A 15,328-nucleotide genomic window follows, 5' to 3' on the forward strand; every position below is an offset into this window, starting at 1 on the left:
CCGTCCAGCATATAAACGCCCACTGACACTCCGACAGACCGCATCACGGACCGATGAGTCCATCATCAATGGCGAACACAGGCGACCAACAGCAGGCGGAAGCAGACCGGTTGCTCACCAAAGTGACCCCGAAGGCGTCTTTGACTGATCGCATCGCCGTCAACAGCATCTCGCCTTACACACCGCCACTCGAACGAAAGTTCCCGTCTAGGGTCCCCTTCGGCGTCCATCGCGATCGGCGAAAACCCGCCCATGTGCAGCGCGAGTACGTCACCATGCCGACATGAACCGGGGAGGAACGTGTGGGTAAGCGCGAACGCCGTCGCAAGCGGGAACGAGCCAAGAAGCACCAACCGCAACAGCAGCCGGCTGCTCCGCAGCCAATCATTCAGGAATACCCAGAAGGTGCCCCCCGCATCCGCGTCGTGATCAATCGGGATGCTCCCGAAGATGCCCAGCGGATCAGTGCCCTCTACTGGGAGATCAAGGACGACGGCACATGGGCCCGAACCGTCAGCAGCATCGGAGTGGCCAGCAACATCGGAGCGGTAGCAACGGCGCACTCTCACGCCATCCTGCTGAGCTCCCTGTGCGCGAACTGCTCCGAACCGATCAACGTCGCCAACCGGTCCTGGGCCAACAAGGTTGGCGGCAAGTACCTCGATGTCGAAGCCCCCACCTACCTCTGCGGCGACTGCTCGGCGATCCAGAAGCGTGAGAAGGCCGAACGGCAGCAGCTCGCCGCTGAGCAGAAGCGTGCCGAGCAGGCGCGCGAGAAGCAGAAGGCCGAAGAATTCGAACGCCTGGTTGGCGAGGCAATCGAGGACGAGGAGGCGAAGACCGAGGCCATCAGCCGCCTCCCAGATGACAACCCTCGAGCCATGGCCCTCTATGTGGCGTTGGTCAGCTACGCCACCCGAAACCCCGGCAAGCAGTTCCCGAGCATCACGGGTATCGGCCCGATGGGTTGGACCGGCGACACCGCTCAGGACAGGGAACTCCTGCTGGCGCTCTACTACTCAAACCTGCTCGCTATCTCCCGGGAAACGCCGTCCCGAGCATTCGGCCTCTCCAAGGACGGTGACGACATCACGTTCGGCGCCAATGACGTCGTGTGGAGGCTCATCGGCGACCGATCAGCCGCTCAGGAGCGCGTCAAGGAGATCACGAACAGGTTCAAGACTCAGCCTGGCCCACAGGGAGCCGCAGCGCGCGAAGCCTTCACCTCGTTGACGGACGAGATGGAAATCTCCAACGTCGCCTCGTATCTCAACGGCCTACTCACCAAGAAGTACGACTACCCCGAAGTCCCGGAGGCACGGCGGGAAGAACTCACGGACGTCATCCGCAAGGGTTTCGGGCATGGATATACCTCTGGACAGATGATCTGCTTCGCGTGGCGGGCCGCCGACTCCGCCGCGGCCTGGAAGGAGCGCAATCAGCGGATGGGACCGCCGGAAGCCGCTTCTGCCTCGGTGACTTCCCTGAACGGGAAGATCGACAAAGCCATCGAACTCCACCACGCCATTCCTGAGTACGAGGTCCCCCGCTGGCACGAGGCGCCCCTCGCTCTCAGCAGCTTCCGGCGGCTGTCCGCAGATATTCGTTGGGTGTACAACCGCGAAGTCATCGAGGCGTGCCCCCACTGCGACCACCATGGTCTGCAGGAAACCGTTCATCCCGAGACCGGGGCAACGGCCATGCGTCGCTGCGTCCATCCCGCTGAGATCACGGACCAACTTCAGGACGAAGAGCCGAACTGGTGGGACGACGCGCCCGATCCGGCCGACGTCTGAGCCCGAAACCCGCCGGCCGGCCCCCAGTTCAAATAGGGTCGGCCGGGCCAGTTCCACGGCGGTCGTCGTGCGCAACGGACGGGCACCCTGCGGCGGTCGGGCAACACCGGTCACACAGACGGAGTGCCCTGCCAGATACGTTGCCGTGCCAGCGACGATCGCGAAGCCCTCAGCTCGACCACGCCCGGGCAGGACCTCCAAGAGAGCCTCGTCTAGACCCTCCACCAAGACCTTCGTCGCCCTTCGTTGAGACGAGGTGTCAACCAGGGTGCATGCCCATACGCTGAGCAGCACGGATTAGACGCTGCTCTAGTTCCTCGCGTGGTACGAGAACCAGCCCGTGCTGGGCCATGGTGTAGGCCCAGGGACCAGGAGTTCCTGACAGCTCTCGAATGTCGGGCAGGAGGGTGCTGAAGAGCCTGATCTGGTCGGCAGTCCGTAGGTTGTTGTTGGCGTAGACCAGGTAGCGGACTCGGTGCTTCAGAACCGCAGCGATCTCCAACGGACGGGATCCGGAGAGGATCTTCTTGTCGGCTCCGACGCAGATCCTCTCCTCCCTCGCGGCCTCCGCCAGCCACACGGTGTCCTGAACATCCTCGGCGGCTTTGACGCCGTACTTCTCGCCGATGGATACGGTGTCGGGACACAGGCCCTTCATGCCCTTGACGAAGTCGTCGCCGTTGGTGCTGCGGTCCAGGAAGAGCCTCAGCGTCGGCGGGCCACTCATGCGGCGATGTGGAGGTAGTAGTCGACCTCAGCGACCTGGTCGTCGGGCAGTCCGTGTGCGGCGGCCACCTCGTCACAAGGAACGCCTTCCCTGAGCGCGTCCTCGATCAGTGACAGTGGGGTGCCGTTGTGGACGAAGTAGGGCTGGCCGAAGTTGACCGCCGGTTTGACCGCAACCTCAGCAATTTCCCAGCCTGGAAGCAGCACGCGGTTGGCATAGCCAGCCACGCCGTCGGAGTCGTAGCTGATCTGCTTCATGTAGCGCTCGACGACCTCGCGGAAGACGTACTGCCCGTTGCGCAGCACGATGACTTTGCGAGGCTCGATGCGTTCGTCGCCGTCCAGGTGGTCGCTTACCTCATAGAGCAACTCCGCGCCATCGGTGTACAGGCGCTTGGACGCCAGCGCGTGCTCCACTCCGAGCTGGTCGCGGACCAACTCCAGGGCAGGGCGGATCTTCTGCATGGGGACGTTTGCTGCCCTCAGCGCCGACAGGAACATGCCCTCGGCAAGCCCGATGAAGGGGATGGAGGCGCCGCGTCGCGGATCACCCAGAGAGGTGATCAGTGGGTCCCCAACGACGTCCGGGCGGTCTGGGAAGTGATTGTGATAGCCGCGCGCCCACGATCGGAGTGTGGATGCGGGCGTATGCAGGTACCGCGCCGCTGCTTCCTGGGTATACAGCGGCACCGTGAAGCGGGTGTCCTCGTCGAGGAAGGCATTGATCAGCGCGTCGATATCCGTCATGATCCACCTCCTCTCCCCAGGCCCCACTCCAGTGTGCCCGTTCCGAAGGCACGCGGACCGCGGTGGAACAGTAACTGACAGGGATCTAACGAGCGAGGCCACCCGCGGATGTTTGGCGCACACCACCGTGCCTACGGAGTCGACTCCCGAGGATCACGTTCGATCGTCTCCACTCCCTCCGCACGGCCGCAGCAATACGGTCGAGCTTCACTCGGTCGAAGTAACGCGAGAGGGTGAGCGCCGGCAGAGAGGTGAACGATTGAGCGCCGCCCCGTTGCCGGTCGGCGTCGTGGCACGCCGCATGCCACTTCTTCGGCGCGCAAAGGCAAAGCCTCGTCTTTTACCCGCTCCACGAAGGCTCCCAGATGACGCAGAGCACAACTGCCCGAGTCGGACGCTTCCACCAGGGACGTTTATCCGAGGGACGACCCCAGGTGCTGGATGCGTGGCGTATCACCACTGACGACGCTCACGTGGCCGCCCGCGTGGCCAGCCTCCTCGGAGGCCAAGCTCAGCAAAACGAGGGGGGTGGGGGCCTCGCCCACGAAGTCCTTACGAACCGTGAGAGCGTACGCGTACTCATGGATGGGCCTGATGCGGTCACGGCTCGTATGGTCCTCTGGAGCAGCAAAGGGATCACCCACGACTGCGACGGCTCGGTGTTCCTGTCACCGCAAGGGAAAAAGGGTCAACCCTGCGGCTGCCATCCACGGCTTGAGGACAAGAAGCTGGCGGCCAGAGAGGGCCGCGGCCCAGTGCCCGCCATCGACCTCGCCTTCCGGATCGCAGCAGCACCCATGCTCGGCGAATTCCACTTCATGACGAGCTCATGGCAACTGGCCGCGCAGCTGTCCGATCTGATGGAGGCGCTGGAACGTGGCGGCGGGCCAGCAGCCTGCGACCTCACCACAGAACTGGTTGCCCTCACGACCAAGACGGGCAGGAACGTCTGCTATCGAAAGCCGGTAGTCAAGGTGCTCGGCAATCCCGACATCGTTGCGCCGGACCCCCCGCGGACAGCCGCACCCATGCCTGATCCGGCACCATCCGCACCCCGCCGCAGGTCCAAGTCCACCCCTGAGCCGACCACCCCGTCCACCCCTGAGCCGACCTGCTCCGTCAGCGTGGATGCGGTAGCGCTTCGCCGTGCCGCCCAAGTGCTGGGCACCAGTGACCACCAGGAAACCGTCATCGCCGCTCTGTCCGAGGTCGTGGCAGCGCGACAGCAGACCATAGAGCTTGCCCGGCTGCGCGAGCACGTCGGACACATCGCCGCCATCGCGCGGCAAGCGCTCCCGGATGGGGATTTCTCACTCACCTGACCAGTTCCGACCGTCTCAGAGTGATCACCGCCAGCTGGGGCAGGCAGCATGGTCTCAATTTGGGTCTCATTCACCCCCGTCCAACTGCGTCCATAGTCTCTGACATCACCCGCTCCGCCCCAGGTCAGGACGCCCCTGGCTGCGCCCGAACCCCCAGACGAACATTTGGAAAGCGTGTTGGGGGCAACCCCTCACGAGTTCGAATCTCGTATCCTCCGCAGCCGCCTGAACAGGCGAAACGACGAGCCGGACCGCTCAATGCGGTCCGGCTCGTTGGCACGTCTTGGTTGCAGTTTCGGTTGCATTTATAGGCGACATTTAGGTCATTTCCTCAAGCGGGAGAGGCGCACGCTCACGTCCTATGGGGCGACCGGCGCAGACTGTGGGGAGCCACACCATCTGACGGGATACGTCACGACGGCTACCGGCCGCCAGCTGGCGTTGCGCCCTGAGGAGCTTTGACACCGAACGCAGCCATGCCCCCGCATCCGTCGATGCCTTATTCGCCCGTCATGGGTTGGCCTGCGGCGACTCTGGTCTCGGGGGATCCACGCGGATCTGTCCATGGTCCCGGGACGATGTCGCGGTCATAGCCCGATCATCCGGACCTTGCCGCCGCACAGCCGGGTCATGTCATCGACATCCGACGTGAGGATGGCGACCGGACCAGGCTGACGCAAGGCCGCTTCCGCGACGGTGGCGTCGATCGCGTACTTGTGTCCGTGCAGACCGGCGCCCTTGAGCAGTTGGGCCGCCGCCTTGGCCGCTGCCTCCGTGATCGGCTCCACCTTGACCCGGGAGAGCGCCCATTGCAGTCGGGGCAGGTTCACCCTTGCGTGGCTCACCTCCACGATGGTGTTGGCGCTGACGACAAGGTCCGCTCCAATGTCGTGGAACACCTGGAACATCGCCAGAACCTTCCGGCCCTGCGCCACCCAGGCTGACAGTCCCTCGCTGTCCAGGACGACGGTCTCGATGTGCCCGCTCACGCGGCGCTCGCGCCGCCGGCGGCCGACGTCGTACCGAAGATCCGCGCCCGCGCCTCGGCCAGCTCTTCCTCACTGAAGGCCCCGTGCTCGTCTGTGTGGCTGCGCAGGTCGGCCCCGAGGAGCTGGTGCCGGATCTGCCTGGCGACCGCTTCGGCCACGTAGCCGGAGATGTTGTCCGTGATCTTCTTCAGCTCCGCCACCTGCTCGGTGGGGAGCGTCACCGTGATGCGTGTGGTGTCTGCCATAGCCGCAAGCATACTGCGGTATGCGCGCTACGTGCTGCCTGTTCCCGCCCTCGGGGGCGGGTTCCGGCAGCGGCAGGTCCAGAAGCCGGTGAGCTGGGCTCATCTTCGCCATAGGCGTCGACCGTGGCCTCTTCGATCAACGCCTCTCAGCGCGGCTGGGTCCCAGCTGCTCATGGCCTCAGCGCCGCACCGTACGGTTGAGGACCAGTGTGTTCAGCAGCGGCATATCCGTCGTGGCGCCGTCGCCAGCAGTCAAGCCAAGGCCCGTGGTTGCCAGCGTGTGACATTGCCTGGTGAGGTTCGACAGTGAGCGGCCCAGGGGGCCCGGCAAGCGACAGGGCGGAAGAGAGTGGCACGAGTCGTCGTACGAGAGCCGAATACGGGCGCGAGGAGCGCACCGCCGCTGGCCCGGCAGGAAACGTCCGCCTTCGTGAGGGAGCTGCTCGGCGTCGGCTGGGCGGCGGTGTTCCTGCCCGGTGAGCCCGCTCGCCTTGGGCGGCTGCTGCTGTGGAAGCCGACCGGGGCGGCGGCCGGAGACAGTGTGGCGCCCACCGGCCTGGAGACTGCGGTGGTGGAGCTGGTCCTGCCGCACGGCCGCTCGGTCAGGCGGCGCAGCGTTGAGGGCTACGCGCTGCCTGTCGCCGTCGCTGTCGCCGCCTTGGCTACTGCGGAGCCGACGCATCCCGCCGGCGCCGCCTGGCAGGCCGCCACTCGCTTCGCGCTGCGGCTGCTCGCCGACGGCCGCATCCACCCGGCCCTCGCCCCCGCCGGTTACGACAGCTGGCAGGTGGGTCCGTACACCGCCGCCCAGCGCCAGACGCTGGACGCCCTGGCCGCCGCCTTCCCGCCACACGCCCACTGCCTGCCCGAGCCTGGCCCTCCTCCGGTTCGGATCGCCGAACCGGCTGCGCTGGTACGCCAGTTCTGCGACGCGGTCGCCGATGATCTGGTCCGCACGCCGGCCGCGCCGCTCGCCATGGGAGCGCTGCCGTACGCCTGGCGCGAGGCCCGCGCCGTGCCCGCCTTGCGTGAATGGGCCGAGGAGACCCAGGCGGCGCTCACCGCCGAGGTCAGTGTCTCCCTGCGCGTCGACGTACCCGAAGGACGCCGACGGCAGTTCCGGGCCGTCCTGCAACTGCACACCGCGGCGGACCCGGCGCTCGTCATCGAGGCCGCACGACTCTGGAGCGAGCCGGCCGAAGTGGAGCGGCTGCTCGGCCCACGCGCCGAGACCGAGACCCTTCTCGCCCTGCGCCGCGGCGCCCGCGCCTGGCCCCCGCTGCAGAGGCTGCTCAACGATGCCGCTCCTGATCAGCTCCGGTTGACCGACGACGAAGCCTTCGATCTCCTTGGAGACGCCACGGACGCGCTGCGTGCGGCCGGTGTCGACGTGCACTGGCCGCGCGAACTGGTCAAGGCGCTCACCGCGACCGTGGAGATCGGGCAGCGCACCGCCCCCGGTTCCACCGCGGGCGGCCTGCTGGACACCGGGGCCCTCCTCGACTTCCGCTGGCAGGTCTCCCTTGGCGGCGAGCCGCTCACCGAGGCCGAGATGGATGCTCTCGCAGAGTCACGCCGTCCCCTCGTCCGGCTTCGCGACCAGTGGGTGGTCGCCGACCCGAAGCTGGTGGCACGCGCCAGGCGCCGCCGGATGGAACCGCTCACCCCCATGGAGGCGTTGAGCGCCGCGCTGACCGGTGAGGCCGAACGGGACGGTGACCGGGTCCCCTGTGCGGCGGTCGGTGCGCTCGGCGACTTGGTCGCTCGTATCCGCGACCCCGAGTCCCGCACCCCCGTGCCCCAGCCCGCCGCCCTCAAGGCCACGTTGCGCGAGTACCAGAAGCGGGGCCTGGCCTGGCTGGCCGAGATGTGCGCACTCGGCCTCGGCGGCTGTCTCGCCGACGACATGGGCCTGGGCAAGACCATCACCCTGCTCGCTCTGCACCTGCACCGCCAGAGCGACCCCACCACCGCCGGCCCCACGCTCGTCGTCTGCCCCACCTCTCTGCTCGGCAACTGGCAGCGCGAGGCCGCCAGGTTCGCGCCTTCCATCCCCGTGCGCCGCTACCACGGCGGCGACCGCCACCTGAAGGACCTCGCCGATGACGAGATCGTCCTGGTCACCTACGGCGTCCTGCGCCGCGACCGGGAGACCCTCACCGAGCACGCATGGTCGCTGATCGCCGCCGACGAGGCACAGCACGTCAAGAACCCCTACGCCGTCACCGCCCGTGAGCTGCGCGCCCTGCCCGCCCGCGCCCGCGTCGCCCTCACCGGCACCCCCGTGGAGAACAACCTCTCCGAACTGTGGGCGCTCCTCGACTGGACCACCCCCGGACTCCTCGGCCCGCTCACGGCCTTCCGCGACCGGCACGCCCGAGCGATCGAGTCGGGCGAGGACCCACAGGCTGCCGACCGGCTGTCCCGTCTTGTCCGTCCGTTCCTGCTGCGCCGCAGGAAGTCCGACCCGGGCATCGCACCCGAACTGCCCGCCAAGACCGAAACCGACCGCGTCGTGCCTCTGACCGCCGAGCAGGCGAGCCTGTACGAGGCAGTGGTCCGCGAAACCATGACGAAGATCGCCGAAGCCGAGGGCATCGCCCGCCGCGGTCTGGTTCTGAAGCTCCTCACCGCGCTGAAGCAGATCTGCAACCACCCCGCCCAGTACCTGCGCCAGTCGACACCGCTGCGCGGCCGGTCCGGCAAGCTCGACCTGCTCGACGAACTGATCGACACCATCACCGCCGAGGGCGAGTCGGTGCTGGTCTTCACCCAGTACAAGCAGATGGCGACCCTGCTGGAGAAGCATCTCGCAGAGCGAGGAGTCCCCACCCTCTTCCTGCACGGCGGTACCCCCGTCACCGCGCGCGAGGAGATGGTGGACCGCTTCCAGCGCGGCGAGGTGCCTGTGTTCCTGCTCTCCCTCAAGGCCGCGGGCACCGGCCTCAACCTCACCCGCGCCACCCACGTCGTGCACTACGACCGCTGGTGGAACCCGGCCGTCGAGGACCAGGCCACCGACCGCGCCTACCGCATCGGCCAGGACAAGCCCGTACAGGTCCACAAACTCCTCGCGGAGGGCACCGTGGAGGACAAGGTGGCGAAGCTTCTCGAGTCCAAGCGCGCGCTCGCCGACGCCGTCGTCGGCTCCGGTGAGGCCGCCCTGACCGAACTGTCCGATGCCGACCTCGCCGAACTCGTCGCCCTGGGGAGGCAGACATGAGCCCTTCGTTTCCCGGCCAGCGCCGTGCGCCCGCCCGCGGCAGGCGTGCATTCGCCGCTACCTGGTGGGGCCAGGCATGGGTGACGGCCCTGGAGGACTCCACCCTGGACTCGGGGCGCCTGTCCCGCGGACGCACCTACGCCCGCCAGGGCATGGTCGGCGCCGTCACCATCGCCCCCGGCCAGGTCAAAGCCGCCGTCCAGGGCAGCAGGCCCCGCCCCTACCGCTCCGCCGTCCACCTGCCCGTCCTCACCGACGCCCAATGGGGCACTCTCCTCGACACCATCGCCGCCCGAGCCGGGCATCTCGCCGCCCTCCTCGACGGCGAGATGCCCGCCGAACTCGTCGACGACGCCCACCAAGCAGGCGTCCCCCTGCTCCCGCAGCCCACCGAACTCGATCCCGAATGCTCCTGCCCCGACTGGGGCTACCCCTGCAAACACGCCGCCGCGCTCTGCTACGCCATCGCCGCCACCATCGACGCCGACCCATTCGTGCTCTTCGCGCTGCGCGGCCGCGGTCGCGAGGAGGTCTTCGCCCAGCTGCGCGCACTCCGTACGGCAGCACAGGAGACCGCCGCCCCACCGGCACCGGCCGGCATCCCGGCCGCCGCCGCGTACGCCCGCTGGGTCGAAGAGCCCCCCGAACTGCCCGAACTCCCGGAACCCGCCGCCCACACCACAGCACTGCCCGTCGCCCCGCCATCCGGCACCGGTCTGGCCGCCGCGGACCTGGAACGCCTCATGGCCGACGCCACCGCGCGCGCCGCCCGGCTCCTCGCGGGCGACACCGCCGACCTGCACCTGACCCAGCACCAGGACGCCGTCCGCATCGCCGCAAGCAACCCCGGACCCGAGTGGTTCCACCACCTGATCCAGAACACCGGCGCCAAACCCACTGCCTTCGCACGCCTCACCCGCGCCTGGCGCCACGGCGGCCCTACGGGCATCACCGTCGCCGAACATCCCTACGCCCCCGACCCGACGGTGATGAAGGCCGCCCGCACCGCCCTGGACGCGGCCCTCGCCGAGATGACCGACTCCCCCACACCCCTCAGAACCTGGCGCAACCGCCTCACCCTCACCCACCACGGCATCCAGCTGCGTCTGGGCCCCGACGCCCGCTGGTACGCCTACCTCCGGGACGAAGACGGCGAATGGTGGCCCGCGGCACCAGCCGACTGCGACCCGGTCACCGCGCTCACCGCGGCCTGGTCGCAGAACGGGGAGTAAGGAGGCGATTCCCCGCTGACCAGGAACCACGAGCAGAAGCTGGACACACTCACGCTGCTCCCATTTCCGTGGTTGCAGTTCTGGTTGCATTCACCGGCGTACAGCACCGTTCAGAAACCCCGCCCGGACCAGCTGCACCGCAGGTCAGGACGTTGCCGTACGCGCCAGAACCCCCGGACGAACATTTGGAAAGCGTGTTGGGGGCAACCCCTCACGAGTTCGAATCTCGTATCCTCCGCCAGTGCCTCACCGGGCACGACTCGAAGGGCCCCACCGCTTGCGGTGGGGCCCTTCGACGTTGTCTCAGTCAGCAGGGGATCGCGGGTGCCGTCCCCGCTCTCGTCGCTCGCGGCGGGAGCGGGGACGGTCGGCGAAGCCGCGGGAAGGTAGCCCGCTGACCTGCGCCTGATGAATATTTGAGCTGTTTTGCATTTCTGGCACCCGATGTCATGACACCTAGTAGTTTTTTGGTGACACGAGACAAGTCGACCTCCGGTGCCCACCTCTGGTGGCCGGCAGCCTCAAGGAGCGGATGTGCCCGACGAAGCGTTCAGCATCGACAAGCGACCGCTGCGTGATCTGCTAAGGCAGGTGGAAGTCGGCAAGGCGCAGCTGCCGGAGTTCCAGCGGGGCTGGGTGTGGCCCTACCCGAACATCGCGAGTCTTCTCGCGTCGATCTCGCTGAGTTACCCGGTCGGCACCATCATGCTGCTCAAGGCGGGTGGCGACGTCCGGTTCAAGTACCGGCCGATCGAAGGTGCCACCCCGGCAGGCGAGCCCGAGCCCGACACGCTCGTACTCGATGGGCAGCAGCGGCTGACGTCGCTGTTCCAGGCCCTGAAGTTGACGGGCCCGGTGGTCACCCAGGACCTGCGCAAGCATCAGGTGTCGGGCTGGTTCTACGTCGACATGGTCCAGGCTCTCGACGAGAACGGCGACCGCGAGGACGCCATCCGGTTTCTGCCCGAAACGCGCAAAGTGCTCAACTTCCGGGGTCAGGTCGTCGAGGACTACTCGACTCCGGAGCGCGAATACGAGGCGCATCTCTTCCCGCTCCACGCGGTCTTCGACGGCGGCGACTGGGGTTATGAGTTCACCGACCACTGGGACGGCGACAAGGACAAGCGCACACTGTGGCGCGACTTCAACGAGGCGTTCGTCCGCCCCTTCGACCGCTATCACGTGCCGGTCATCGAGCTCGGGCAGGCGACCCCACGCCAGGCCGTGTGCCAGGTGTTCGAGAAGGTCAACACCGGCGGTGTCACCCTGACCGTGTTCGAGCTGTTGACCGCCACCTACGCGGCGGATGAGTTCGATCTGCGCAATCACTGGGAGCAAGTGTGCTGGGCTGCATGGAAGGCGCCCGAGTACCGCATCCTTCGCGAGGTCTCCAACACGGACTTTCTCCAGGCGGTCACCCTGTTGGCGACGGCCGAGCGGCGCGGGCGCGAGGCGGAACGCGGGACGGAAGAGGAGCGGCTGCCGCGCATCGGCTGCAAGCGCAAGGACATGCTCGCCCTCTCCCTGGAGGACTACGTACGCTTCGCACCGTCCGTCATCACCGGGTTCAAGGCGGCGGCGAAGTTCCTGCACCAGCAGTTTCTCTTCGACACGAAGTTCCTGCCGTACGGCACACAGTTGATTCCGCTTGCCGCGATCCTGGCCCTGGCGGGGGACGCCGCACAGAGTGCCGGCGCCCAGCACAAGCTCGCTCGCTGGTACTGGTGCGGTGTGTTCGGGGAGCTTTACGGCGGCTCGACCGAGACCCGCTTCAGCCAGGATCTGCCGGACGTCGTCGACTGGATCCGGGAGGACGCGGCAGAGCCCCGGACCGTCACCGCGGCGCAGTTCGCCCCCGGACGCCTGCTGACCCTTCGTACGCGCAACAGCGCCGCCTACAAGGGGATTTACGCGCTCCTGCTCAAGGCGGGAGCCCTGGACTGGCGCACCGGGGAGAAGGCCGAGGTCACCGGGTACTTCGACGAGTCCATCGACATCCACCACATCTTCCCGAAGACGTGGTGTGAGAAGGCCGGATACGCCCCCGCCGACTACAACTCGATCATCAACAAAACCCCGTTGACCGCCCGCACCAACCGAATCATCGGAGGGGCGGCTCCCTCCGACTACCTGGGCCGTCTGGTCAAGACCGCGCAGACCCCTCACGAGGGCGTCGCCGAACGCGTCCGCTCGCACCTGGCCCAACCGGAACTCATGGCCACCGACGACTTCGACGGGTTCTTCACCGCTCGCAGAGCGGCGTTGCTCCGCAGCATCGCGGTCGCGATGGGCAAGCCGATCCTGGACGACGAGTCGAGCCCCGAGGAACCTGGGATCAACCTCGACACAGCGGATGACACCGACGATCTGTGATCAGTCAGGTCTCATCTGCCCTGTGATCAACTCATGGATCAAAATGTTCTGATTCGCGCATACGGGGGAGCGAATCGTGCTCTCTCGCCGTGCGGTCCTGCGGCTCGCAGGGATGCGCCATCCTTGAAACCGGCGCCGGACCGGCTCCGGTCACGCTGCGGCGCTCGTTCTCCGTTCTGACGAGGTGCACCCCATATGACGTCCCGATCAACTCTGACCACGTGGCTGGGCAGCCTGGACTGCGATCGCCTGGCTCGCGTGTTCGTGACACGGAAGGACGCCGTGGCCCTGCCGGAGCCACGCTCGCTGGGAGAACTGGCGGACCGGCTTCAGCGGCCGGGGTCCGTGGCGCTGGCCCTGCCGGGGCTCGCGTTGCCGTACCTGCAGGCGGCCGAGGCGCTGGCGGCGCTGGGGGGAGCCGCGTCGCGTGAGGCCCTGGCGGAGTTGCTGGGAGCGGCGGACGAGGAAGCCGCTCGCGAGCTGGACGTCGTGCTGGGAGTACTTGCCGATCGTGCTCTGGTCTGGCCGGACGGCTCGGGGATGCTCCGCATGCCCGCACCGCTGCAGCAGGCCTGGGACGCGCCTCTGGGGCTGGATGCCCCGCTGGAGGAACTGCTGGCGGGTACGACCTCCGACGAACTGCGCGGCATGCTGGTGGCACTGGGAGTCAAGCCGCCCGGCACCAGGGCGCAGCGGATGGCCGTCCTGGTCGAACACCACAGTGACCCGTGGCAGATCGCCGCGCTGGTCGCGAAGGCCCCTGCTGCCGCCCGGAAGTTGCTCGAACTCCGAGCGGAGGCCGCAGCGAGGCAACCCGAGTTCATCGCGTTCGGGGCAGCCGGCGCCGGCCTCGAACCGGGCGCGCGATGGGCGCTGGACCGGGGGCTCCTGGTCCGGGAGCGTCACCACTACGGCCCGGCCCGTATGCCTGTCGAGGTGGCGCTCGCGCTGCGCGGACCCTCCTGGCATGCCCCGTTCGAGCCCGTCCCGCCTTTCGCACGGCTGGTGTCCGTCACTTCGGCGGAGGTGGACCGCGAAGCGTCGGCCGCGGCCACGGTGTTCGCCGCTCAGGCCGTCTCGGTGCTGTCGGTCTGCTCGGCGGCCGCGCCGGCCCGGCTGAAGTCCGGTGGGATCGGCGCACGGGAACTGGCCCGGATCGGCAAGGCCGCCCAGGCCGACGACGCCGTCGTACGCATCACCCTCGAGGCCGCCTTCGCTGCCGGGCTGCTGGGCCGGGACGGCGATCACATGGCATCCACCGACGCGTATGACGTCTGGGCGGAACAGGAACCGTCGGAACAGTTCGCCGTACTCCTTCAGGCCTGGCGGAACCTGACGCTCACCCCCAGCCGGTCTCGCGACGAGGACGACAAGGCGCTTCCCGCGCTCGCCGGCGCACCGCCCTGCGACGGCTGTCTGCAGGCTCGTGACGGGCTGTTGGCCGCCGCCGCCCAGCTCCCGGCAGGGCAGGGCGTGAAGGCCGTGTCGGATCTGGGGCCGCTGATCGCCTGGCACCGTCCGCTCGCCGACTCGTCGCCCCAGGACCGGACGCCGTTCGCCGCCGTGATCCGTGAGGCCGAACTGCTCGGCGTACTCGCTCGTGGTGCCCTGTCCGCCCTCGGCGCCCACCTGTGGGCCGGCACCGTGCAAGAACTGGGCGCCACCTGCCGACGGCTGCTGCCCCCGGCCAGCTCGACGGCCCGGATCGGAGCAGACCTCTCCGCTGTCGTCACGGGCACGCCGTCCGCGCGACTTGCCGCGTTCCTGGACTCCGTGGCGGACCGGGAGACCAGCGGCACGGCGTCGGTGTGGCGGTTCAGCGGGAGCAGTGTCCGCCGGGCCCTGGACGCGGGCCGTGCCCCCGCCGACATCACCGCCGAGCTGGCCGCTGTCGCCGTCGGCCCCCTGCCGCAGCCGCTGTCGTATCTGATCTCCGACACCGCGCGCGGCCACGGCCGGGTGCGCATCGCCCCCGCCGCCTGCGTCCTCCACGGTGACGAGCCCGCGCTCCTGGCGGAGATCGCCGCCCACCGGAGGCTCGCCGAACTGGGACTACGCCGGTTGGCGCCGACGGTGCTGGTCAGCCGCAGCCCGATCGACGTGACCCTCGCCGCGCTCCGAGCCGAGGGATACGCCCCGGTCGCCGAGACGGCCGAGGGCACGGTACGCATCGACACCACCCGGGCTCGGCGGGCCGCCGTACCCGTTCCGGCCCCGCGCCGCTCCGGTGGAAGGAGCGGCTTCCGGAACGCGACCACCGTCACGGCGAAGGCGCCGGCCGCCGTCGACGCGAGCGCCTTGGCGGCCCGGCTGCTGGCCGCCCCGTCGGAGGTTCCGGACCCGGCACCGTTCGACGGAGGGAGGCCCTTCGGCACGGACACCGAGGAGATCGTCTCGGGGTGGGCGAAACTCCTGCCGTACACCGATGTCCGTCAGCTCGCCCATGCCATCGACACCGGTCGGGCCGTCACCGTCGAATACGTCGCCACCTCGGGCAACCGGACCGTGCGTACCCTCAGCCACCTCTCGCTCGACCCGCCCTACCTCGAAGCCTGGTGCCACCTGCGGGACGCCGAGCGGGTCTTCACCCTCTCGCGCATCCACAGCATCATGCCCGGGGAGGAAGAGGAATAGGTCGCGGTTCTGGTCGGTACCGGCATCGGTATCGGTCTCCG

The 15,328-nt window shown here is 68.2% G+C and carries 10 protein-coding genes; 6 read left to right on the forward strand and 4 right to left on the reverse strand.

Annotation, left to right across the window (positions count from 1 at the left end; all coding sequences use genetic code 11):
- Window positions 1-302 precede the first annotated feature (302 nt).
- Window positions 303-1,796, forward strand: a complete 1,494-nt coding sequence (locus tag ACZ5XS_RS37505; RefSeq protein ID WP_468659086.1) for a hypothetical protein — start codon at window positions 303-305, stop codon at window positions 1,794-1,796.
- Between the two features lie 259 nt (window positions 1,797-2,055).
- Here the strand turns inward: ACZ5XS_RS37505 and ACZ5XS_RS37510 are convergent, their stop codons facing one another.
- Together ACZ5XS_RS37510 and ACZ5XS_RS37515 are read right to left on the reverse strand one after the other, a co-directional pair.
- Window positions 2,056-2,523 carry a PIN-like domain-containing protein gene (locus ACZ5XS_RS37510; RefSeq protein WP_334488283.1) on the reverse strand — a complete coding sequence of 156 codons (468 nt, stop codon included), beginning with the start codon at window positions 2,521-2,523 and terminating at the stop codon, window positions 2,056-2,058.
- A complete protein-coding gene (locus ACZ5XS_RS37515; protein WP_319165619.1) occupies window positions 2,520-3,269 on the reverse strand; it encodes a hypothetical protein in 750 nt (249 codons plus the stop codon). The genes ACZ5XS_RS37510 and ACZ5XS_RS37515 overlap by 4 nt, the downstream gene beginning before the upstream one ends.
- Window positions 3,270-3,634: 365 nt before the next feature.
- Here ACZ5XS_RS37515 and ACZ5XS_RS37520 point away from each other — a divergent pair, with 365 nt between their 5' ends.
- Window positions 3,635-4,591, forward strand: coding sequence for a recombination directionality factor (locus ACZ5XS_RS37520; protein WP_468659089.1), 957 nt, complete (start codon window positions 3,635-3,637; stop codon window positions 4,589-4,591).
- A gap of 587 nt (window positions 4,592-5,178) precedes the next feature.
- Here the strand turns inward: ACZ5XS_RS37520 and ACZ5XS_RS37525 are convergent.
- A complete protein-coding gene (locus tag ACZ5XS_RS37525) occupies window positions 5,179-5,580 on the reverse strand; it encodes a DNA-binding protein (RefSeq protein ID WP_468659091.1) in 402 nt (133 codons plus the stop codon).
- The gene (locus ACZ5XS_RS37530) at window positions 5,577-5,825 is read right to left on the reverse strand and encodes a hypothetical protein (RefSeq protein WP_058850160.1); all 249 of its coding nucleotides are present in this window, start codon (window positions 5,823-5,825) and stop codon (window positions 5,577-5,579) included. Before ACZ5XS_RS37530 ends, ACZ5XS_RS37525 begins: the two co-directional genes overlap by 4 nt.
- A gap of 430 nt (window positions 5,826-6,255) precedes the next feature.
- Between ACZ5XS_RS37530 and ACZ5XS_RS37535 the strand changes: the two genes are divergently transcribed.
- The 4 genes from ACZ5XS_RS37535 to ACZ5XS_RS37550 all read left to right on the forward strand — a co-directional run bounded on the left by ACZ5XS_RS37535 (window position 6,256) and on the right by ACZ5XS_RS37550 (window position 15,287).
- Window positions 6,256-9,048, forward strand: a complete 2,793-nt coding sequence (locus ACZ5XS_RS37535) for a DEAD/DEAH box helicase (RefSeq protein ID WP_468659093.1) — start codon at window positions 6,256-6,258, stop codon at window positions 9,046-9,048.
- Window positions 9,045-10,280 carry an SWIM zinc finger family protein gene (locus tag ACZ5XS_RS37540; protein ID WP_468659095.1) on the forward strand — a complete coding sequence of 412 codons (1,236 nt, stop codon included), beginning with the start codon at window positions 9,045-9,047 and terminating at the stop codon, window positions 10,278-10,280. Before ACZ5XS_RS37535 ends, ACZ5XS_RS37540 begins: the two co-directional genes overlap by 4 nt.
- Before the next feature lie 534 nt (window positions 10,281-10,814).
- Window positions 10,815-12,653: a GmrSD restriction endonuclease domain-containing protein gene (locus ACZ5XS_RS37545; RefSeq protein ID WP_468659097.1), complete on the forward strand. Its 1,839-nt coding sequence runs from the start codon at window positions 10,815-10,817 to the stop codon at window positions 12,651-12,653.
- A 195-nt stretch (window positions 12,654-12,848) separates the two neighbouring features.
- Window positions 12,849-15,287: a helicase C-terminal domain-containing protein gene (locus ACZ5XS_RS37550; RefSeq protein WP_468659099.1), complete on the forward strand. Its 2,439-nt coding sequence runs from the start codon at window positions 12,849-12,851 to the stop codon at window positions 15,285-15,287.
- The last annotated feature ends 41 nt before the right edge of the window (window positions 15,288-15,328 follow it).

It is taken from the genome of Streptomyces sp. NPDC033131 (genome assembly GCF_055578365.1).